Here is a 21,143-nt window from a genome sequence, read left to right on the forward strand (position 1 = left end):
GCCCTTATTTAGCCCTGATTTAACCCTGGTTATAGTGGCTAATGGGCAGCTGGCTGACGCTGTCGAGTCGCCAGGCACCTTTCTCATAGACGAAGCTGACGCTGTGCAGCGCATCCTTAAACTCATAGCGTTTATTCGAGGCCGGCAGGGCATGGTTAAACTCTATCTGAATGTGTTGATAGCCATCCGTGAGTGACATCTTACCCAGATGTTGTGGCAGGTCGATAAGGCGGCTCAGCGCCTTGTCTAATTCGCGATCTTTTATCGGCAGTTGCTGCTTAAACTGCTCGCTAAACAGCGCCGAGAAGGCCTGCTTGTCCTTGCTGTGGGTATAGGCGGCAACAGTCCAGTCGGCCAACAAGAGGTTGAACGTCTTATCGGCCTGGGTCAGTGAGGTGACGGGCGTCTTGTTGTCGTTGCTAAGGTAATTGTTAAGTGTCTCCTCGGCTTTTTTTATCGCGTCTTCTAGCAGCTGGGCTACCTTTATCGCCGCCGGATCTTGGCTGGCCTTGAGCTCGCCGCTGACCCTGTCGACTGCCTCTACACGTTCTTGCCAGCTGTTGAAGCCCTTCATCACGCCTTGTAGCGAGGCCATATGTTGCTTCATCACCTCGGCGACGGCCTTATCCTGTTTGCGCGCCTCTCTGGCCTCGGTGCCCACAGTGTCACTAAAGGTGCTGTTGAGTATGGTGTTGGGCGAATCGAAGTAGAGCCCTGCACCGCTGTAGGGATCGACCCAGAGATCGCTGGTATCGACAGGCGCCATGGACTTGGGCTTTATATCGCCATAGTAGAGTTGGGCTAACTCGGCCTTATGCTGGCTAACGAAGGCACCAATCGCCTTGCGATCGCTGGCCAGCAGTTGTTGGTACTGGCTTGCCAGTTGCTGCAATTTGTCTGAGTGCAGCACCCTTTGGCTGGCATAGTAGCCGCAGCGCAGGTTACAGGCTTGCTTGGTCAGGCTGGAGGCGGGGCCTAGGGTGATTGCCTTGCTCTGCACAAACACCTCGGCGGTATATATGCCTCTGGGGATGGTGCCACTCTTGTCCATCAGGTAGATGGTGTTGTTGGGGCTATGGCGGCCGACGACCTCAAGATCTTGCTTGCTGGCGCACAGGGAATAGTCCCGGCTGATGACCGGCAGCTCCTTGTTGTAGGTGGAGACGACCAGCTTATCCAGGCTAATCCCTTCGGGCACTGTGCCTGTGATGGTGAGATCGCATTGCTGAGCGTTGACGTTGAGGGCCAGGCCACCCAGGGCCAGACCGAGAAATACCAATCCTTGTTTCATGCAAAGTCCTTGTTGCGGGTAGTTTCATTAAGCGTGGAGCGAGGCTTTTCCTCATCAATCCTTCGCTAATTCCATCATATTTACAATGTAAATTAGAGGTTTAGCGAACGATGGTTTTCCATTCGCCTATGCTATCGCGAATGCTCCCGCTTTGTCATCAGCTAATGGTGACCAGGTTCAGCACCCAGCCCATCAGGGTGAAGGCGACCAGCAGCAGGCCAAACAGCATGGCGAGTAAGCGCCAGCGCATCACCTGCTTGAGCATGACGAACTCGGGAAAGCTGGCGGCGACTGTGCTCATGCAAAATGCCAGGGTAGTGCCCAGGGGGACGCCCTGCATCAACAGGCTTTCCAGTACGGGGATAACGCCGGTGGCGTTGGCGTACAGGGGGATGCCCATCAACACGGCGACAGGGACTGACCACCACTGGCCGTCGCCTAAATTGGCCTCCAGGAAACCGGCGGGCACGAAGCCGTGCAGGGCCGCGCCCAGGCCAACGCCTATGATGACCCATTTCCACACTCGCCCGAAGATGGTGAGTGTCTCCTCCTTGGCAAACTGGTGACGCTGGCGCCAGCTCATGCCTAGCGGATTCATGGGCGAGGAGTGAGCCGCGGCAGTTTGCGCCTGAGAAACGCCTCGTTGGTAGGCGTTGGCGGCCAGTGGTTGTAGCCAGCGCTCGGCATGCAGCAGATCCAGCAGGGCGCCACCGAGCATGCCTATGGTGATGCCGGTGAGGGCATAGAGCAGGGTGACCTTGGCGCCGAGCAGGCTAAACAGCAGCAGGATGGCGACCTCGTTGATCAGCGGCGAGGTGAGCAGAAACGCCATGGTGATCCCCACGGGAATGCCCGCCGTGGTAAAGCCGAGAAACACTGGGATGCTGGAGCAGGAACAGAAGGGAGTGATGGCACCAAAGCCCGCCCCCAGGCCATAACCCAGCAGCTTAGGCTTGCCCGCCAGATAGTCGCGCACCAGCTCGACGTTGAGCGCCGCCCGCAGCCAGCCGATCAGGTAGATCATTATCAGGAGCAGGGCGAAGATCTTGCTGGTGTCTTCGATAAAGAAGTGCAGCGCCTGACCCCAGGCGCTCTGACTGGAGAGGCCGATGAGATCAACGACCAGCAGATCGGCGAGTTGGGTAAACCAGGCTAGCATGGGCCCTCCCTAGAGATGCCTGAGGCGTTATTGCACCTTGTGGATCTTGGTTAGCAGTTGGGTGAGTTCTTCGTCGCTGGGCAGGCGCCCGGCCGCCAGCACCTCGCCGTCGACCACTATGGCAGGGGTCGACATGACGCCATAGGCGGCGATCTGGGCGATATCGGTAACCTTGCTCAGTTCTATCTCCAGGTTCAGCTCGTCTGCGATCCTGGCGATATCATTGGCGAGGTTGGTGCAGCGTTTACAGCCACTGCCGAGTACTTCTATCTTCATCTGTTGTTCCTTATCTAACGGATTGAATTTATTCTGCTATGGGCCTTGCTCATTGCTGGTAGATGATTATCTGCCGCAGCAGCTTTTGGTTGTTGGCGCCTCGAGTGCGGTCTCGATGCAGGTCAGCATGCTGAGCAGGCAAGGCGTTTCCAGGCGATAGTAGATCTGCTTGCCCTCGCGGCGGCTGGCGACGATACCGGCTTGCCTAAGCAGTGACAGGTGTTTGGAGACGGTAGAGATGTCGGCATCTACGCCGTCGGTGAGTTCGCAGACACAGCGCTCCTGCTGTTCCAGCTGCTCAACCAGCCAGAGGCGGGTCGGGTGGGCCAGTGCCTTAAGTACCGCGGCGCGGCTGTTGAGTCGTTGCTGCTGGGCCTGGGTCATGACTGGTTTCATGGTGCGTCTTAAAAAAGTGTTGGCTTCATTTGGCATAATAGCCAAATGTTTTACCGACGAGTAACCTTTTATCAAGGGTTTAGCTCGGGTTTGTGATGCAGGTGTCATCTAGCGGACGCTTTGTGAGCCTGGGCTGATTTGCAATGAATGGGATTCGCCTATGCAGTTTATGCAACTCTGGCGAGTCCACATGGCAAGCTGTATTTAGAGGGTGGTGAAAATTTGTACTTAGGTCGCTTGGTGCTAGAGTGAGTAAATCGCTCATCGAAAGGAGCTAAGATGAAGACACCGAAAATATCCCCTAGATTGCCGCTGGCCCTGCTACTGGGATTGGGGCTGTTTAGCAGCCAGGTTTCCGCCAGCAATGGCTTTAACAGTGAGGCGAGCCATGCCGCCGGCGGCGCCGTGATGGCCGGGGCACTGGTGTGGGCATCCGATGCCTGGACGCCTCAGTATGACAGAGCCTGGATGGGATTCTCCGTTAGCACAGCCATTGGCGTCCTGGTGCAATATCATGAGTATGACAAGGGCACCAACACCGCTAGCGAAGCCTTGCTCGACGCGGCGTCTCATACCCTGGGCGCCGCCATCGGCGCCTATGTCACCGACGGTTATCTGCTTAGCCCTGTGGTCAAGCCCGAGCACGGTGGCAGTTATGTGGGCGTGGATCTCTCTTTTCGTTTCTAGCGCCAGCCGCTACTGAATTCTGGTTGAGTTTAAAGGATTAAGTTTGGTTTAAGTCTTAGGGCCGATCATGTTGGCCAAATCACAATATCAACAAGTTGAAGGAGAGGACGCGTGAAGAAGATAGCCATACTCTTGCTGTGCATCTTGATGCCGGTAACGCGGTTTTTGCCCAGACGGGCAAGCCCCTGTCGGTAGAGGTGCTGTGGCAGCTCAGCCGAATAGGTAATCCCAGCATTTCCCCCAATGGCGAATACATAATCGCCCCAGTGACAGAGTACGATGTGCCCGAGGACAAGGGCAACACCCAGCTGTGGCTGTTCGGTAAGGACGGCAAGCAGCAGCGGGCGCTGACCGCCAAGGGGCTGCGGGTGAGCGAGCCGGTATTCTCGCCAGACAGCAAGACCCTGGCCTTTATCAGCAAGCGCGATAAGGATGAGGCGGGTCAGATCTACCTGCTGCCTATGGACGGCCCAGGCGAGGCGCAGCGTCTGACCGAGGTGCCTAGCGGCGTCTATGGCCTCAAGTGGGTGGGCGAGCACCTCTATTTCATCAGCTCTGTCTATCCCGGTAAAAACTGGAAAGAGATAGGCGAGCAGCTAAAGGCCGACAAGGACAACAAGGTGTCGGCCCACCAGTGGAACGCCCTGCCTTATTCGAGCTTCGATCACTGGATCGATGAAGGCCGTCAGGCCCATGTGTTCCGTATCTCGCCCAAGGGCGGCGAGGTCGAGGCGGTGACTCAGCCGCTGAACATCGAGCTGCCGCGCTCTTCTCAAGGCGCGTCGAGCTATGATATTGCGCCGGATGAAGCCTGGATCGCCTTCAACGCCAACGGTAGCGACAATCAGGTCAATCCTAAGATAGATATCTTCCTCGCAGCCATCGGCAGCGGCATGGCGGAAAACATTACCCCAGACAATCAGGCGCCAGACAGCAACCCAGCGTTCAGCCCCAACGGCAAGACGCTGGCATTCACCCGCCAGCATATTCAGGGCTTCTATGCCGATACCGCCAAGCTGATGCTGTTCGATCTGAAAAAGCGCAGCACTAAGATGCTCGCCAAGAACTGGGATCGCTCAGTGGCTCGCTTCGAGTGGACCCCGGACAGTAAGGGCTTCTATGCCGCCATCGACGATGCGGCCACCCGACGCCTGTATCATATCGACGCTAAAAACGGCAAGGTGAAGGCGATCACCAAGGCGACCAACTTTGGTAAGCCCGCTATTGCTCAAGATGGCACCTTGGTGGCGGCCAACGACAGCTTCCTCTATCCGGCGCGCCTAGTGAAGGTTAACGCCAGAAATGGCAAGACCACTCGCCTGGATAGCTTTAACGATGAGATCCTTGCCGATGTGGATCTCGGCACCTATGAGTCGGTGACCTACAAGGGTTATAAGGACCAAGAGATTCAGATGTGGGTGCATTACCCACCAGGGTTTGATCGCAGCAAGAAATACCCGCTGATGATGCTGGTGCATGGCGGGCCGCACAACGCCATCTCGGACGGTTTCCATTATCGCTGGAACGCCCAGACCTTTGCCTCTTGGGGCTATGTGACCGCCTGGCCTAATTTCCACGGCTCCAACAGCTTCGGCCAGGATTTTGCCGACAGCATCAACCCTGACTGGAAGAACAAGTCGCTGGAAGATGTCCTCAAGGCGGCGGACTGGTTTAAGCAGCAATCCTGGATCGATGACAAGCGCATGGTCGCCGGTGGTGCCAGCTATGGTGGTTACCTGACCTCTATCATCCTGGGGCAGAAGCATCCCTTCAATGCCCTGCTGATCCACGCCGCCGTGTACAACATGTACTCGCAGATGGCGGCAGACTTCTCGGTACACAGTCCACGCTTTGGCAACTACTGGGATAACCCTGAGATCTACCAGTCTATTTCGCCTCACTATGGCGCGGCTAACTTCAATACGCCGACCCTGGTGATCCACGGTCAGCTGGATTATCGCGTGCCGGTCGGTCAGGGCTTCGAGCTATTCAGAACCCTGCAGACCCGTGGCGTAGAGTCGCGCATGATCTACTTCCCAGACGAGAATCACTGGATCATGAAGCCCAACAACTCCATCTACTGGTATAACCAAGTGAAAGATTGGATGACCCGCTTCGCCGAGCCGGGTGGCCAGTAAGCGACTGATTGCTTGGGTGAATAGGTGAGAAGGTGAATAGTTGAATTAGGTGAATAGTTGAATTAGGCGAATAGATGAATCCTATCGCCTAGCACTAAAGAAAAAGGCTGCCTCGCATAACGGGGCAGCCTTTCTTGTATTGCAGCATATCGCAACAGATAGTTTAGGGCTTTTGCAGTTGCGCCTTGGCCGCCTCGACCTTGGCGAAATCCAGCCCGAGCTCGGTGACAGCCTCTTTGATCAGGGCCGGGTTTTGCATCACCAGCGCCATCAGTTGCTGCAGCTTTTCAGGGGCGATCCCCAGCTGGCCTATGGTGCCCATGGCCATCAATGGGTTTTCGGTCAAGGTCTGAAACAGCTCCTGGATCTGAGCGTCGCTGACATTGTGTTCTTTTAAGATCGCAATAATCGGGTTCATTGCACTACCTTGTCTCGGTTGAAAGTAAAACAGGCCGCTAGTCTAGCATCCTCTTCGGCCAGCTCAAGCCATAGTCTTGCAGCAGGGCACATAGGCCCTGTCTTGGCGAGCATGCCGGCCGAGCCGGTTGCTGTTGAAGACTCGCTTACAGGAGCGGGTCGCCTGACTTGCTTTCTACCTTGCCGATCACCTCGATATCGCTCAGGGTCGAGAGTATGCCCCACTGCTGTATGGTCATCATATCCTTTACCTCCTGGGCCTTGAAGCTCAGGCGCAGGCCGTCCTTGCGATACTCCTCGGGCAAGTTTTGCGGCAGTATGTGGCGGCCATCGTCGGCGACTATGCCCCAGAAACCGCCTTCGAGATTGAAATATCGAACCGTACCCTGTGTCATGGTGATCGCCTTATCCAGTGATTCGCTCTTCTCGTTTGATAAGCCATTGGGGACAGCTGTTAGCTCTTCCTTGTTAGGCAGCTTGGCCTTAGGCGCTGCTTGCTCTGCTGGCTGCTCGGTTGGTTGAGCGGGAGCCTCTTGCTCCTGATTGCAGGCGCTCAGTGCGAATGCGGCAAGCAGGGGAAGTGACATCTTGGTTACTAAATTCACGGAATAATTCCTCTCTTTCGAAATGGACAATCGGTACTGTAACAGAAACCCCTAGGGCCAGTTTAGCTTTCGGATTTAAATTATGTTTAATCTAAATGCGTTTGGCGCTGGTGGGCAAAATTAAGCATAGGCTAATAAATTGAATTACAAGCAACAAATGGCAAGCGCCCCTAGCTTGCGAGGCGACGATTTTAGTCTTGTCAGGGTATCGATTTGTGGTGAATAAACTCTGGTCTGTGCCTCAGGTTTCTTTCTGCCCTTGGTCGAAGTACCATAGCCTGCAAGAAATGACTCTATGCGCCCAGCCTTTGTTGATGGGTGGGCAAAGGAAGGTGTGCTCTTGGCTAATACGTTTAATGCTAGATTGGCGATTCATCGTCAGCGAGGTTTTAGTGGCATGCAGATCTTCATGATCGTGCTCCTGACCATGGTGCTGACCGCGGTGGCTAGCTTCTTTATCATCAAGACCTATATTTTTCCCTCGCCCTTCACCCCAGTGACCCTCAATGCGAAGGAGGAGCAGCGGCTGGACAGCAAGCTGTCGCAGTTGGGCTGGCAGGTGGAGCGCAAAGACGATCGCCACGGCGGGGCGGGTAAGCTTGAGCCCGAGCCCTATCGCGAGCGCGACGCCGACAGGCAGGTGACCTTTAGCGAGAAGGAGGTCAACGCCATGATAGGTCGCAATCCGGACTTTGCCGAGCGCGTGGCGATCGATTTCTCCGACAACCTAGCCAGCGCCAAGATCTTAATTCCCATCCCACAGGATTTTCCCGTCATGGCCGGTGAGATCCTGCGAGTGAATGCCGGGCTGGATATCCACCTGGATTCCACCCGTCGCCCGGTGGTGGCGCTTGTCGGCGTCAGCCTGATGGGCGTACCGATTCCCAACGCCTGGCTGGGCAACATGAAGAACGTCAATCTGGTGGGGGAGTTTGGCGACCGCGGCTTCTGGACCACCTTCGCCGATGGGGTCGAGGACCTGCAGATCCGCGATGGTGAGCTCTACCTTAAGCTAAGGCGTTAGCGAACAGGCCCTTGCGACCAGGGGCGGTGGATAGATGCTAGCAAAATAAAAGCCGGTGATGAGAGCCGGCTTTTTGATGCAGTGGTGTAGGGAGGGTGAGATGGTGCCTAATCCTTAGCCTGATCCGTCTTGGCCTCCTGCTGGCTAGCCTTGTCTTGATTGGTCTCTTCCTGTTTCGGTTTTTCGGCCTGTCCGCCGCATCCGCCACAACAACTCATAAATACTCCTGTTATCTCGATTAAGTGGCCACAGAGTACTTGATTAAATTACTCGGGTATTTGATCTCGATCAGCTTTTGGCGACTTGTTGTGATCGCCGCCCTCGGCGCACGATCACGGATGAGAGATCAGGCGGTCAGCTCCTGTTGTTCACCTTGGCGCTCTCTGGCGGCGAAATAGCTGAGCGTATCGCTGATGATCACCTTACGCAGGCCGATGAGGGCGATGAGGTTGGGAATCGCCATCAGGCCGTTGACGGTATCGGCCAGCAGCCAGATAAGATCCAGCTGAATAAAGGCGCCCAGGGCGATGAGACTCAGAAAGATAAACTGATAGATCTTTATGCCGTGTTCGCCCAGTTTCTGCCCTGTGAGATAGTACCAGCAGCGCTCGCCATAGTAGTGCCAGCCCAGTATGGTGGTGAAGGCGAAGCAGACCAGGGCGATGGTCACCAGGTATTGGCCGATGAGGGCTGAGCCGCCGGTGGCGAAGGCGGCGCTGGTCATGGCCGCGCCGGCTGCATCGCCGCTCCAGACCCCTGTGATGATCAGCACCAGCCCGGTCATGGTGCAGATAAGCAGGGTATCGAAGAAGGTTCCCGTCATGCTCACCAGCCCCTGTTCGACCGGCTCCTTGGTCTTGGCGGCGGCGGCCGCTATGGGGGCGCTGCCCAGCCCCGACTCGTTAGAGAAGACGCCGCGGGCGATACCTATCTGAATCGCCTGGGCGACCGTGGCACCGAGGAAGCCGCCGGCGGCCGAGATGGGGCTGAAGGCCGAGTGGATCACCAGCTGCAGCGCCGGAACTATCTGGTCGCTAAAGGTGAATAGGATCCACAAGCAGGCCAGCAGATAGCCCAGGGCCATGCTGGGCACCAGTTTCTGTGCCACCTTGGCGATCCGCTTGACGCCGCCCAGGGTGACAGCCGCCACCAATAGGGTGAGCACCAGCGCCGTTACCCAGCCAGGTACATGAAAGGCGATGGTCATGGCGTCACTGATGGCGTTGACCTGGGCAAAGGTGCCAATGCCGAAGAAGGCCACGCCTACGCCGAATAGGGCAAACAGCTTGGCCAGCCAGCCTAGGCCTAGTCCGCGTTCTATGTAATACATGGGGCCGCCGGCGATATTGCCGCGTGCATCTGTGGTGCGATACTTGAGCGCTAGCATACACTCGCCATACTTGGTCGCCATACCGAAGAAGGCCGCCAGCCACATCCAGAAGAGGGCGCCTGGGCCGCCGATCTTGATGGCGGTGGCCACGCCGACGATATTGCCCGTGCCTATGGTGGCCGACAGGGCGGTGCACAGGGCGGCGAAGGAGGAGAGATCGCCCTTGCCGCTGGCGGGTTTAAACAGCAGTTTGAGCGCCAGTGGCAGCTTGAAGATCTGGATGAGCCGCAAACGCAGCGTGAGATAGAGGCCCGTGCCGACTAACAGGCAGAGGGTGATAGGGCCCCAGACGATGGCGTTGATCTCGCTTAGTAACGCGTGAAAATTCATGATGTTCCTCGAATATTAAACTCTAGGGTCTGTTGACCCTCTAATATGGAGGAGGAAAAGAAATGTCTGTGTGGAGACCGACGTCTGTGAGCCATTGGCGTGCACCAACAAGCTAAAAGCGACAAACGACAGTGACTGAATATAGCCATGGCTATAACCGCGACAGTCATCCTCTCCTCTGTCCTTTTGCCTGAGCGTTTCGCGCAGCCATGTGGGGCTGCACTTTCGCCTTCGGCGCCGTAATACCCAGGGATCATCCTAGGCTCACAGTCTCTCCAGAGGCTCGTCCAGTAACAGTCCACGCCATACTATGGCACCTGAAAGAGTGGTTTCTCGCCGATAACGTCTGGCGACAAACTTGCCTCGTCGGTGTGGGGTTGACTCCCCACTCTCCTGCTACCTTCATCCGAACGGAATCCGGGGGCGGCAGCCCCCGGGCCGGATAGCATGCGTCAAATGCCGCGTCGGCTCAAGGGGGACGAGTCACAATTTGTGGCCTTAAGTCGAATATCGTTAGGGATCTTCGACCAAAGGCGAAGCAAATTTTTTGTTTTGCCCCTTAACTTGCTGCCCTCGCAGGGTTTAGAATAAATGCTCGTATCCACCTTGTGGTCATACTGGCATACCTTGCTTAGCTGTCCAGCCTTAGGGCTCACAGACATTCAGGTGTATCGTCACCTCACGACTTGCCATTTTTTGCCAAGCGCAGACAAGCCTTGATCTCGACTCGTTACACTCAGATGTCCGCTATTGTGTTGCGGCCGCTAGCATTATTTCATCGGGATCAAAATGTTATCAGCACTCAAGAAAAGCATCAGCGCTAAACCTTCTACTCAGGAGATACAGACAAATATATGGGCGGGATTGACCGTGGGGGTGATTGCCCTGCCACTCTCAATGGCCCTGGCGATCGCCAGTGGCGTGCCGCCTCAGCACGGCCTCTACACGGCGATGATCGCCGGCATAGTGATCGCCCTGTGTGGCGGCTCTAAGGTCAACATCTCGGGGCCGACGGCGGCCTTTGTGGTGATTCTGCTGCCCATAGTGCAGCAGTTTGGTCTGGGGGGATTGTTGCTTAGCGGCCTGATGGCCGGGGTGATACTGCTGCTGATGGGGCTGGGCAAGCTGGGTAAGTTGATCGAGATAGTGCCCTATCCGGTTACCGTCGGCTTTACCGCAGGCATAGGTGTGGTGATCGCCACCTTTCAGATCAAGGACTTCTTCGGCCTCGACGTGGCTGCCGGTGGTGAACACTATCTGGAGAAACTCTCTTACATCGCCCAGGCGCTGACCAGCATAAATTGGCAGGAGACGCTGGTGGGCGGCTTAACCCTAGCCGTGCTGTTGGCCTGGCCCAGGCTCAAGTCAAAGGTGCCGGCGCATCTGGCTGCCCTGTTAGTTGGCGCCTTGTGCGCCTGGATCATGACCCAGATGCTTGCTGATTTCTCGGTGGCGACCATAGGCAGTCGCTTTCACTATGAACTGGACGGCGTACTGGGCAGCGGTATTCCGCCTATCATGCCGAGCTTCGAGTGGCCGTGGAACCTGCCGGGCGCCGATGGCCAGCCTATCGGCATGAGCTTCGAGCTGGTGCGCGAGCTGCTGCCCTCGGCCATTACCATCGCCATACTCGGGGCGCTGGAATCCCTGCTGTGCGCCGTGGTGGCCGACGGCATGTCGGGCAAGAAACATAATCCCAATGATGAGCTGATCGGCCAGGGCATAGGTAACATGCTGGTGCCGCTGTTTGGCGGTATTCCGGCGACGGCTGCTATCGCCCGCACCGCGGCCAATGTTAAGGCGGGCGGAACCATGCCGCTGGCCTCTGTGGTACATGGCCTGTTTATTCTGGCGGGGATCCTCCTGCTGGCGCCGCTGCTGTCCTATATTCCCATGGCCTCGATGGCGGCGTTGCTGCTGGTGGTCGCCTGGAACATGAGCGAGGCCAAACACTTTGCCCGTACCCTCAAGGTGGCGCCTAGGGACGATGTGCTGATTCTGCTGCTCTGTTTCGCCCTGACCGTGCTGTTCGACATGACCATTGCGGTGGCGGTAGGCATGGGCTTGGCGGCCATGTTGTTTATTCGCCGCAGCATCAGCCTGACCGATGCCAGAGCCGTGGAGACCAATCATCAGGCCTACCAGGTGCCTGAGAGCGTGGTGGTGTATGACATCAATGGGCCGCTGTTTTTTGGCTCGGCCCACAAGGCGCTCAAGACCATCGCCCTGGTGCGCCCCGATGTGCGGGTAGTGATTCTGGATATGTCGGAGGTGACGCTGCTGGACATGAGCGCCATCGTCGCCATGGAGTCGATCGCCCAAGATCTCTCGGCCAAGCGGGTGGGGCTCATCATCAACAACCTGCAACCACGTATGCTGCTCAAGCTCAGGCGGGCGGGGATCCGTAAGCGTCGCGGTCAGGTGGAATATGCTCGCACCATGGATGACAGCTTTACCCTGGCACGGCGTATGGCCGCACAGGAGTAGGCTTATCTGGATATTTGGCGCCGCCTAATACATTTGTTGTATTTTTGTTGACAGTCTTTAGTTGTAGCAGTAGCTTCTAGTTTCTTTTTTTTTGAGGGAACAAAAATCGTGACTAACTACAAGATACAAAAACATTTTTCACTAATTTTAGGAGTCCTCCTATTAGGGCTGACAACGGGTTGTGCCACCTCTTATAAGGTTGACCCCGAGTTGGTGAGTCAGTTTAAGCCTGAGGCGACACCGACTCAGGAGGAAACCTTCGTCTATGTGATCCGCGGCGCTAACTTTCAGGGCGGTGCCCGCGGTGCCTGGGTGGCGGCCAACAAAGATGTGGTTGCCGATCTCTCCAACGGCAGCCATACCTTGCTGAAGCTGGCAACCGGGCTGAACTCTGTGCACTTGGTGCAGGGCTTGGTGGGGTTCGGTTATAGCCGTGTGGATAATCGTCCCGGTGAGACTGTGTACCTGACCATAGATTACACCACGGGTAAGATGAAGGAGGTCGAACGGGATCTCGGTGTCTCGATGATCATGCAGACCAAGAAGGCCAAAGATATCGGCGCGCCGCGAAACAACGATGCTTACGATAACCTGATGGCCAACCCTGCCTTGCTGGGTTTCCCCGTGATGAAACTCGGCGTTGAACCGATTAAGCCCGATGCCGAGACGGCGGTGATTAACTTCTACCGTATGGAGACCCTGATAGGTGAAGTGCCTTTCGATATCTGGTCGGAAAACGGCTATGTGGGTAGCACCAAGGCGGGCACCTATTTTCAGGTGAGAGTCACGCCGGGCAAGCATACCTTCGTCTCACTCTCCGAGCGTTACTCTGTGCTGGAAGCCGAGGTCGAGGCGGGCAAGGAGTATGTGGTCGAATATGATGTGGACATGGGATGGAATCAGGCCCATGTACAGATATTACCTATCGATCCCGTCAAGTCGGCCAAGACCATTAAGAAGTGGCAGGCCAAGGCTAAGTTGATGGTGGTTGATGAGGCCGTGGTGAATCAGAGTGAGTTTGCACAGCGTGTCGAGATGGCCCGCGAATACCTGACGCCAAAGTTTAAAAGTATCGATGCCGGCGAGATGAGCAAGCGAGTATTGAATAAGCAGCACGCGCTGTAATTGATAGGCGGTTATGGCTTGAGGCGAATCACTGTTAAAGGTGGTTCGCCTTTTTGTTTTTAAGGCTTTACGAATACAACCCAGTGTGACTCGCCCCTCAGTTTTCATCGATGAGATGACCCAAAATCGAGTTATTGGCCTAGGCCAATAACTCGTGTTCAGCTGGTCCTCGCCACAGCCTTAATATTGCGCCGTGGAGGATGCTACTGAACGTCTTGCTATGTAATCGATGAAGGTAATGGTCATGCCAAGACCCAAGAAATGTCGTCATTTGCAGTGTCGTCCGCCCTGTAGCCTGTTTAAACCCAATGGGATCCCCAGTGTGGAGTTAGAGCAAGTCCAGCTTGAGGCCGACGAGTTTGAGGCCTTGGCGCTCGGCGATGTGCAGCGGCTCAGTCAACTGGAGGCGGCTGCGTCTATGGGGATCTCGCGCCAGACCTTCGGCAATCTGCTGGCGAGTGCCCGTCACAAGGTGGCAAAGGCTATTACGCAGGGGCAGGCCATCAAATTACCGACATCGAATCCTAAGGAATCATCATGATAATAGCTATGCCCATGAGCAGGGGCCGTCTGGCGGCGCATTTTACCAAGGCGCAGCGTATTGGCTTCTTCAACGAATATCACCAGCTGATCACTAGTTTCGACAATCCGGCCTTAGATGGCGGTGGCTGTCGTGCCAAGAGCGAGCTGCTGAGTCTAATCAAGGCGCAGAAGACAGACATAGTGATAGTGCAGCATATCGGCGAGCGCATGCTGGGTAAGTTGCTGGCGGCAGGGATTGGCGTCAGCCAGGGCGATAACGCCGAGAGCATCGAAGTGTTGCTGGATCAGACGCAGCTGCTGGAGCGTCGTCTGGTGGATGCCTCACAGGGAAGGGCGTCGCTCAATCACGCCAATAAGGGTGGTTGTTGCGCCAGCGGGGGAAACTGTGGTTCGGCCGAGGGCGGATGTGGTTGCGGCGGTCACAAGCCTAAGCCAGAGGTATCGAGCTTGCTACAAAAGCCTGAGTCAGCCCAGGCTGAACAGGCGTCTGCCTCCTATAGTGGTTTTCGCCCCCTGAGTTAGGCCCGTCAGTCCAGCAGTTGATAGGGGCGAGCGATCGCCTCTCTTACTTCGGCCATAGAGAAGACCTTGATGAAACGCTCGAAGGGCTGGCCGTGAAAGTAGAGTTCAACAACGGGTAGGGTAAAGACTCGGTGGGCGGCGGCGATCTCGCCCTGCTCTGCACAGTCGATATAACAAAGCTGCATCTTGGGATACTCGGTCTCGAGTAGCTGTTTCAGCCTGGGTTTAATGCTGTGACAGACACCGCAGTCGGGAGCGCCAAATAACAAGAGTACCGCCTGCTGCGTTTTCAGGTAGGCGTGCAATGCCGCCAAAGAGTCTGTGTGTAAAGATCTCACCTGTCTTATCCTTCTCTGTGCCAGATGTCAGCATGCCTCTAAAGAGGTATTTAAAAACAACATCATAGCCTATTTTACCTATCTGGTTCACACTTCTTTTGTTCGGTTCGAATATCCATTGTCCGTCATATGCCCTCTGAGTAGACTGGCAGCATTAAAGCGATATTCAAGATGTTTGTTTAACTACTCATTCAGGCCGAGGCGCTGCAGATGCTTAATATTGATGATCCTAAAGTGGTCGACAAGACGCCGGCGATTTGGCGCCTGGGGTTCAGACCCTTCTTCCTAGGTGGTGCTCTGTTGGCGGCCCTCTACGTGCCGCTGTGGCTGGTGACCTGGTATTTGCCCGAGATGAGCCTGCTGAGATCTCAGTTTTGGGTGAAGGTGGTGCCGCTTTGGTGGCATCCCCACGAGTTGCTGTTTGGCTTTGCCATGGCGATCGTCTGTGGCTTCCTGCTGACCTCGGTCCAGACCTGGACCAATCAACCCAGCCTCAAGGGCTGGCCGCTCGCGATAGTGTTTGCCTGTTGGCTGCTGGCGCGCGTGTTCTTATTGGCGCCGCTGGAGCTGCCCGTCTGGTTACCTGCGCTGTTTGACAGCCTGTTTCTGCTGCTGAGCGCCGCCAAGCTCTGGACCTGTATCTACCGGGTCAAACAGTGGCGCAACATAGGCTTTCCCATCATGTTGCTGGTGGCGACCGGCATTAACCTGCTGAGCTATTATGCCCTGAGTCAGCGTGACTTCGTGCTGAGCCATCATATTTGGCAGGGCATGCTCTGGTGGCTGGGGCTGCTGATCACTATCGTCGGTGGGCGGGTGATCCCCTTCTTTACCGCAGTGCGGATCAAACAGCCCAAGCCCGAGCCTATTCAGGCGCTGGATCTGAGTCTGATCGGCCTGATGATCCTATTGATTATCCAAGGCATCACTCAATATCTGCCACTCGGCGCCGAGCAGGCCTTGCTGGCGATGACGGCGCTTGCGCATCTGCTGCGCTGGAGTCGCTGGTTGCCTCACAAGACGCTGAAGGAGCCTATGCTCTGGTCGTTGCAGCTGGCTTATCTGTGTCTGCCGTTAACCCTGGCGGCAATTGCCTGGAATATAGATGATGAAAACGCCTATCGTCATCTGCTGCACCTGTTTGCCATAGGCACCATGGCGGGGCTCTGTCTGTCGATGATCTCCCGTGTCTCCCTTGGGCATACCAGTCGTAACATCTATCAGGGACCCAAGATGGCGCCGGCCTTTCTGGCGATCACCCTGGCGGCCCTGTGCCGGGCCGTGATGCCCTTGTGGTTTCCCGCCCACAGTGAGCTATGGCTCTGGATAGCCGGTAGCTGCTGGAGCCTGGCCTTTGGCTGGTTTGTCTGGTGCTATGCCCCCATTTTAACCCGGCCCAGAGTCGACGGACGTCCGGGATAACCGTGACGGTGAAAGCTATTAAGGAGTTGCAAACGCGTATGAAGAAATTAACCGCCATCGCACTGAATCTACTGGGCTGGTGCGGCCTGAGTTCCCTCGCATTGAGTCCCGCCCTAGCGGCGGACGTGAGCCCAGATGCGATGCAGGCCAAGTATCCCAATCAATATGCCAGCTGGCAGGCGACCTCTACCCAGGCGGCGCGCAGCGACATGTTGGCCAGCTATCCTGCCGCCATCATACTCTGGGCGGGATCTGCCTACGCCAAGGAGTATCACAGCCCCAGGGGACATCAGTTTGCGGTGGCGGACGTGACCCACACACTGCGTACCGGCGTACCGCCTACGGAAGGCACGAAAGGGCTGTCGGCGAGCTGCTGGACCTGTAAGTCGCCGGATGTGCCGAGGCTTATCGATGAGCTGGGCGTCGAAGGCTTCTCGGCGAAAAACTTCACCGATCTCGGTAGCGAGATGAACAGTGTCGTCTACTGTAGCGACTGTCACGTCAAGGGCAAGGCGGCCTTGACCCTGCCCCGTCCCCACGCCCGCGACGCCATGGCTAAGGTGCATCTGCCGTTCGACAAGCAAGATGAGGCGATGAAGGGGGCGCAGGTGTGCGGCCAGTGCCATGTGACCTATTATTTCCAGCCGGAGCGCAGCAACAAGGTCAACATCCCCTGGATCTTTGGCAGCAGCGCGGATCTGATTGAAAAGTATTATGATACCCGCCGTTTCTACGAGTGGATCCATCCCATCTCCAAGACGCCTATTCTCAAGGCGCGCCATCCAGAGTTTGAGCATTGGAGCCGCAGCGAACACGCCAAGGCGGGCGTGACCTGTGTGACCTGCCACATGCCTGCGGCCACAGATAGCGAGGGCAAGGCCTACACTAACCATCAGGTGGGCAAGGCGCTGCCAAACTATGACGCCGTGTGTCAGGGCTGCCACGAGAGTAAACAGACGCTGATGAAGCAGCTTAACTCGGCTAAGTCGCAGATTGCCGAGAAGGCGAGACATGTAGAGCTGTTGCTGGTTAAGGCCCACTACGAGGCCGGGGCCGCCTGGGATGCCGGCGCAAGCTGGGCCATCATGAACGATGCCATCATGGCGATTCGCCATGCCCAGTGGCGATGGGACTTTGCCATGTCGTCACACGGCAGCTATGCCCATAACCCTCAGGAGGCCAACGCCCTACTGGATACGGCGATTAAGCAGGCCGAATATGCGCGTAGCGCCCTTGCGGAGATCCTGAGCATGTTGTCTGTCAGCGAGGTGAGCTATCCCGATATTTCCAGCAAGGAGGCGGCGCAGCAGGCGGTGGGCATCGAACTGGAAAAACTGACCAAAGCCAAGCAGGCCTTCATCAAGCAAGAGGTTGACAAGCATTGGCCCGCGGTGAGTCGTACGGGTTACTAACTGCTCTTAACTCACTCGGTTTGAACAACGCCGACCCTTGGATCTGTATCTGGGTCGGCGTTTTGGTATTTGGGGGCCGGGGCTTATTTAGCTGCTTGTCCTAGGAGGCTATTTAAAAAAACTGTTAAATAACCCAGCTCTAGGACTTTGGCAGCGGATAGTGACTGTCGAACGCCTGGCATTTCATCTTCAGAAACTCGATACAGGTGCGGACCTTATGGCTGGGATAATCTGTCTGCAGGTAGGTGAGCTGTAGCGGGATCGGCTCGGCCAGATAATCTGTCAGCAGAAGTTCGAGCCTGCCCTCTGCTACCTCTTGAGCCACATCGAACCAACTCTTATAGGCGATCCCTTCAGCGGCGAGTGCCCACTCCTTGATGACGGCGCCGTCGTTGCAACTCTTAATCCCCCTAAGCTCTACCTCCAGCGGTGCTTGTTTGTCGGCAAAGTGCCACTTGTGCCATGGGGTGTTGCCCCGGTTGAGCAGCAAGATCTTATGTTGGCTTAGCTGCTGGGGATGGCTGGGTCGGCCATGTCGTGCTAAGTAGTCCGGGGCGGCGACTGCCACCCTGTGCATACGTGCAAGTTGCCGACGCATCAGGGAGGAGTCTGGCAGTTCACCGTACCTCAACGCCAGATGGACATTCTGGGCGATGAGGTCTTCCATCTGATCGCCAAAATAGAGGCGCAGGGTCAAGTCGGGCGCCTGGGCCGCTAGCTCGTCCAGCCAGCCTCTGACGCGGTTGCGACCGAGATCTGAGGGCAGGGCGATACGCAGCTCACCCCTGAGCTCACCGCGGTTATCGGCCAGTGCATCGCTGGCGTTTTGCAATAGATTGAGCGCCTGACGCCCGGTTTCGATGAAGGCCTGTCCCTCCTCGGTGAGCTGCATGTTGCGGGTCGAGCGAGCAAATAGCTGGCAGTTGAGTTTATGTTCCAGGCGCTGCAGGGCGGCGCTAGCCGATGCCGGAGTCATACCCAGTTCGCGGGCGGCGGCCGATACGCTGTGCAGGTCGGCGATGCGGATCGCTAGTTGCAGATCTTTGAGATGATACATATCAAAAATTTTTTGAAAATGATTTCAATACTAGCCTAATTATCAAATTATGTAACGGGTAATAAACTCGGTTTCATCGAACAACTTGAATGTAATTGCCGCCAGCTATCGGCATAAGGAAACCCGATGAAACTCTTTAACTCCTACCAGATGGGCCAGCATACCTTGGCCAACCGTATTGTCATGGCGCCCATGACCCGCTCACGCACCAGCCAGCCGGGCAATCTGCCCAATCAGATGATGGCGACTTATTATGCTCAGCGCGCCTCGGCGGGGCTCATTGTCACCGAGGCGACCCAGATCTCCGACGATAGCCAGGGGTACTCTTTTACCCCGGGTATCTATACCCAGGCGCAGATCGATGGCTGGCGTCAGGTGACTGATGCGGTGCACAGTGCGGGCGGCAAGATCTTCAATCAGCTCTGGCATGTGGGCAGGGTGTCACATCCCGTCTTTCAGGGGGGCGAGGCACCCATGGCACCCTCGGCCATCAAGCCAGAGGGCACCCAGGTTTGGGTAGTGGATGAGCAACATCCCGAGGGGCAGATGGTCGATTGTCCGCAGCCAAGAGAGATGACACAAGAGGATATAGATCGCGTGGTCGAAGACTTTGCCGAGGCGGCCGTTAATGCGGTTGCGGCAGGCTTCGATGGGGTGGAGATCCATGGGGGCAATGGTTATCTCATCGATCAGTTCCTGCGTACCAACTCTAACAAGCGCCGCGATGCCTATGGTGGTGATGCCGGTCGGCGGATTCGCTTTCTGTTGGAGGTGGTAGCGGCCGTCAGCGATAGAATAGGCGCCGAGCGGGTTGGCGTGCGCCTTGCTCCCTTCGTGACATTCAAAGACATGAACTGCCCCGAGATTGTCGATACCATTTTGATTGCGGCTAAGCATCTTTCGCAGATGGGCATCGCCTATCTTCACCTGTCGGAGGCCGACTGGGATGATGCGCCGCAGATCCCAGAGTCCTTCAGGGTACAGCTGCGTAACCAGTTTCACGGCAGCATCATAGTGGCCGGACGTTATGATCTGGCGAACGCCAGCGAGGTATTGAGTCAAGGTTATGCGGATATGGTGGCCTTTGGTCGGCCCTTCATCGCCAATCCTGATCTGCCTTATCGACTGCAACATAAGCTGCCGCTGGCAAACTTCGACAAGGGGCCACTGTTTGGCGGCGGCGCAGCAGGCTATATCGACTATCCTGCTGCGGGTTGAGTATCACGCCCTAGGCGATAGCCTTAATGCCTGAGATCTGAGATCAGGTGCCATTGCCTACGGCCCATCTCCAATACTACGCCGACGGCGAGTCCGGCGGCGGTATTAATGGTTAGACAGACGGCGGCGGTAGCTAAGATCACAAAGATGCAGAAGGGTTTGCCATCGAGAAAGCGTTTCGACCAGGCCAGTTGCAGGCCGGCAATCGCCAGCAAGCTGCCGAGGATCGCCAAGGGGATCAGCGATAGTACCTCGGCGATAGTGCCCCCCCAACACAGGGCGATCAGCAGACAGCAGGTCCCGAACAGCACAGGGGCGCGCCAGCTTCTGGCGCCAAAGTGGTATTGCACTGCCAGACCGCCCGCGCCATGGCACATAGGCGTGGCTCCCAGAGGTGCCAGCAGCAAATTTGCCCAGCCCGAGCTGGTGGCTAAGCGCCTTGGTGCAAAGCGTTTGCTATCGACCAAGGCATCTTGGGGAAACTTTTCGCTGGCCATGGCCGAGGTGGCGATCACCGCATTGGTGAGGGTCAAAGCCAGCTGCGGCAAGACCAACAGCAGGGCGGCAGATTGCCACTCGTCAGCGTTGGGCCAGCCTAGCTGCCAATCCGATGTGGCAGAGAGGGTGAAGCTGGGCGCCGAGCCTTGGTTGACCTGCCACAGGACGCCGAGACCTAAGACCAAAGGCATGGCCAGGTAGGAGAGTGGCATGAAGCGGCTCATAAACAGGGCACTAAACGCCAGGATACCTATGAGCCAGGTGCCGCTCATCATCTGGCCCCCCATCCAAATGAGTTGCAGGCCGATAGCCAGCTGTATGCCTATGCTTACGGCGGGCGACAGCTGTTTGGCCATCCAGCTGATGGCGCCGCTATAGGCGAGCAATAGCAGTATTAATCCCATCAAGATACCGCTGGCCTGCAGCATGCCTGGTGTGAGGCCCTGGGCGATCACCAGCGCGGCAATGACCTTCATCGGCTGTACCGGAATGGGCCGACGATAGAAGTAGGCGGTGAACAGGGCGAACAGGCCGAAGCCGAGGAAGATCCCCTGGGGAGAGAAATGGTTGATGGCGATCAGGCCAAGTACCAGAGGCAGAAAGGTGCCGAGATCGGCGAAGGCGCCGCTGAATTCTCCTATGTGCTTGTTTAGCTGGTTAACGTCTTGGGTTTTACATCTCATATTACTTGCCGTGGGAAATCATCACTCATTTCATGGCAAAATTAATGCCATGTTTTTTGTAGGCTTTTATGGGCCAAACCGAGGAAAAATGGGCCATTTAGCCTAAGAGGGTGAGACAAGTTGTC

The 21,143-nt window shown here is 56.4% G+C and carries 19 protein-coding genes, 1 pseudogene and 1 riboswitch; of the genes and pseudogenes, 10 read left to right on the forward strand and 10 right to left on the reverse strand.

Going from position 1 to position 21,143, the window contains the following annotated elements:
• Positions 1-19: 19 nt before the first annotated feature.
• The 4 genes from DB48_RS14225 to DB48_RS14240 form a co-directional block, all read right to left on the reverse strand.
• Positions 20-1,291, reverse strand: coding sequence for a hypothetical protein (locus DB48_RS14225; protein WP_041510890.1), 1,272 nt, complete (start codon positions 1,289-1,291; stop codon positions 20-22).
• A 157-nt stretch (positions 1,292-1,448) separates the two neighbouring features.
• Complete coding sequence (locus DB48_RS14230; protein WP_041510891.1) at positions 1,449-2,450, reverse strand: permease; 1,002 nt, start codon at positions 2,448-2,450, stop codon at positions 1,449-1,451.
• A 27-nt stretch (positions 2,451-2,477) separates the two neighbouring features.
• Positions 2,478-2,726: a thioredoxin family protein gene (locus DB48_RS14235; RefSeq protein WP_041510892.1), complete on the reverse strand. Its 249-nt coding sequence runs from the start codon at positions 2,724-2,726 to the stop codon at positions 2,478-2,480.
• Between the two features lie 66 nt (positions 2,727-2,792).
• On the reverse strand, positions 2,793-3,122 hold the full coding sequence (locus DB48_RS14240) for an ArsR/SmtB family transcription factor (protein ID WP_152619166.1): 330 nt from the start codon (positions 3,120-3,122) through the stop codon (positions 2,793-2,795).
• A gap of 279 nt (positions 3,123-3,401) precedes the next feature.
• Between DB48_RS14240 and DB48_RS14245 the strand changes: the two genes are divergently transcribed.
• Both DB48_RS14245 and DB48_RS14250 read left to right on the forward strand, forming a co-directional pair.
• On the forward strand, positions 3,402-3,809 hold the full coding sequence (locus DB48_RS14245) for a hypothetical protein (RefSeq protein WP_041510893.1): 408 nt from the start codon (positions 3,402-3,404) through the stop codon (positions 3,807-3,809).
• 111 nt (positions 3,810-3,920) lie between these two features.
• Positions 3,921-5,947: pseudogene (locus tag DB48_RS14250) on the forward strand (prolyl oligopeptidase family serine peptidase).
• Positions 5,948-6,110: 163 nt separating this feature from the next.
• Here the strand turns inward: DB48_RS14250 and DB48_RS14255 are convergent.
• Together DB48_RS14255 and DB48_RS19950 are read right to left on the reverse strand one after the other, a co-directional pair.
• Positions 6,111-6,365: a DUF2999 family protein gene (locus tag DB48_RS14255; protein ID WP_041510894.1), complete on the reverse strand. Its 255-nt coding sequence runs from the start codon at positions 6,363-6,365 to the stop codon at positions 6,111-6,113.
• A 145-nt stretch (positions 6,366-6,510) separates the two neighbouring features.
• A complete protein-coding gene (locus DB48_RS19950; protein WP_152619167.1) occupies positions 6,511-6,969 on the reverse strand; it encodes a hypothetical protein in 459 nt (152 codons plus the stop codon).
• 397 nt (positions 6,970-7,366) lie between these two features.
• On the opposite strand from DB48_RS19950, the gene DB48_RS14265 reads away from it, so the two are divergent.
• Positions 7,367-7,993, forward strand: coding sequence for an arginine N-succinyltransferase (locus tag DB48_RS14265; protein ID WP_200890557.1), 627 nt, complete (start codon positions 7,367-7,369; stop codon positions 7,991-7,993).
• Between the two features lie 346 nt (positions 7,994-8,339).
• On the opposite strand, the gene DB48_RS14270 is transcribed toward DB48_RS14265, so the two are convergent.
• Positions 8,340-9,713, reverse strand: coding sequence for an alanine/glycine:cation symporter family protein (locus tag DB48_RS14270; RefSeq protein ID WP_041510896.1), 1,374 nt, complete (start codon positions 9,711-9,713; stop codon positions 8,340-8,342).
• A 168-nt stretch (positions 9,714-9,881) separates the two neighbouring features.
• A riboswitch (glycine riboswitch) is annotated at positions 9,882-10,002 on the reverse strand.
• A gap of 500 nt (positions 10,003-10,502) precedes the next feature.
• On the opposite strand from DB48_RS14270, the gene dauA reads away from it, so the two are divergent.
• From dauA to DB48_RS14290, 4 genes are all read left to right on the forward strand, one after another.
• On the forward strand, positions 10,503-12,200 hold the full coding sequence (gene dauA / locus DB48_RS14275) for a C4-dicarboxylic acid transporter DauA (protein WP_041510897.1): 1,698 nt from the start codon (positions 10,503-10,505) through the stop codon (positions 12,198-12,200).
• A 213-nt stretch (positions 12,201-12,413) separates the two neighbouring features.
• A complete protein-coding gene (locus DB48_RS14280) occupies positions 12,414-13,325 on the forward strand; it encodes a DUF2846 domain-containing protein (RefSeq protein WP_235375409.1) in 912 nt (303 codons plus the stop codon).
• Positions 13,326-13,569: 244 nt separating this feature from the next.
• On the forward strand, positions 13,570-13,866 hold the full coding sequence (locus DB48_RS14285; protein ID WP_041510917.1) for a DUF134 domain-containing protein: 297 nt from the start codon (positions 13,570-13,572) through the stop codon (positions 13,864-13,866).
• Positions 13,863-14,390 carry a NifB/NifX family molybdenum-iron cluster-binding protein gene (locus tag DB48_RS14290; protein ID WP_041510899.1) on the forward strand — a complete coding sequence of 176 codons (528 nt, stop codon included), beginning with the start codon at positions 13,863-13,865 and terminating at the stop codon, positions 14,388-14,390. Before DB48_RS14285 ends, DB48_RS14290 begins: the two co-directional genes overlap by 4 nt.
• Positions 14,391-14,395: 5 nt before the next feature.
• On the opposite strand, the gene DB48_RS14295 is transcribed toward DB48_RS14290, so the two are convergent.
• Complete coding sequence (locus DB48_RS14295) at positions 14,396-14,728, reverse strand: thioredoxin family protein (RefSeq protein WP_235375410.1); 333 nt, start codon at positions 14,726-14,728, stop codon at positions 14,396-14,398.
• Positions 14,729-14,938: 210 nt separating this feature from the next.
• Between DB48_RS14295 and DB48_RS14300 the strand changes: the two genes are divergently transcribed.
• Together DB48_RS14300 and DB48_RS14305 are read left to right on the forward strand one after the other, a co-directional pair.
• The gene (locus tag DB48_RS14300) at positions 14,939-16,150 is read left to right on the forward strand and encodes an NnrS family protein (protein ID WP_041510901.1); all 1,212 of its coding nucleotides are present in this window, start codon (positions 14,939-14,941) and stop codon (positions 16,148-16,150) included.
• Positions 16,151-16,188: 38 nt separating this feature from the next.
• Positions 16,189-17,562 carry an ammonia-forming cytochrome c nitrite reductase subunit c552 gene (locus DB48_RS14305; protein ID WP_052813795.1) on the forward strand — a complete coding sequence of 458 codons (1,374 nt, stop codon included), beginning with the start codon at positions 16,189-16,191 and terminating at the stop codon, positions 17,560-17,562.
• Positions 17,563-17,701: 139 nt separating this feature from the next.
• On the opposite strand, the gene DB48_RS14310 is transcribed toward DB48_RS14305, so the two are convergent.
• The gene (locus DB48_RS14310) at positions 17,702-18,619 is read right to left on the reverse strand and encodes a LysR family transcriptional regulator (RefSeq protein WP_041510902.1); all 918 of its coding nucleotides are present in this window, start codon (positions 18,617-18,619) and stop codon (positions 17,702-17,704) included.
• A 126-nt stretch (positions 18,620-18,745) separates the two neighbouring features.
• On the opposite strand from DB48_RS14310, the gene DB48_RS14315 reads away from it, so the two are divergent.
• Positions 18,746-19,837: an alkene reductase gene (locus DB48_RS14315; RefSeq protein ID WP_041510903.1), complete on the forward strand. Its 1,092-nt coding sequence runs from the start codon at positions 18,746-18,748 to the stop codon at positions 19,835-19,837.
• Positions 19,838-19,860: 23 nt separating this feature from the next.
• Here DB48_RS14315 and DB48_RS14320 read toward each other — a convergent pair whose 3' ends face one another.
• Positions 19,861-21,018, reverse strand: a complete 1,158-nt coding sequence (locus DB48_RS14320; protein WP_041510904.1) for a putative sulfate/molybdate transporter — start codon at positions 21,016-21,018, stop codon at positions 19,861-19,863.
• Positions 21,019-21,143: the final 125 nt, after the last annotated feature.

The organism is Shewanella sp. cp20 (genome assembly GCF_000832025.1).
Taxonomy (GTDB): Bacteria; Pseudomonadota; Gammaproteobacteria; order Enterobacterales; family Shewanellaceae; genus Shewanella.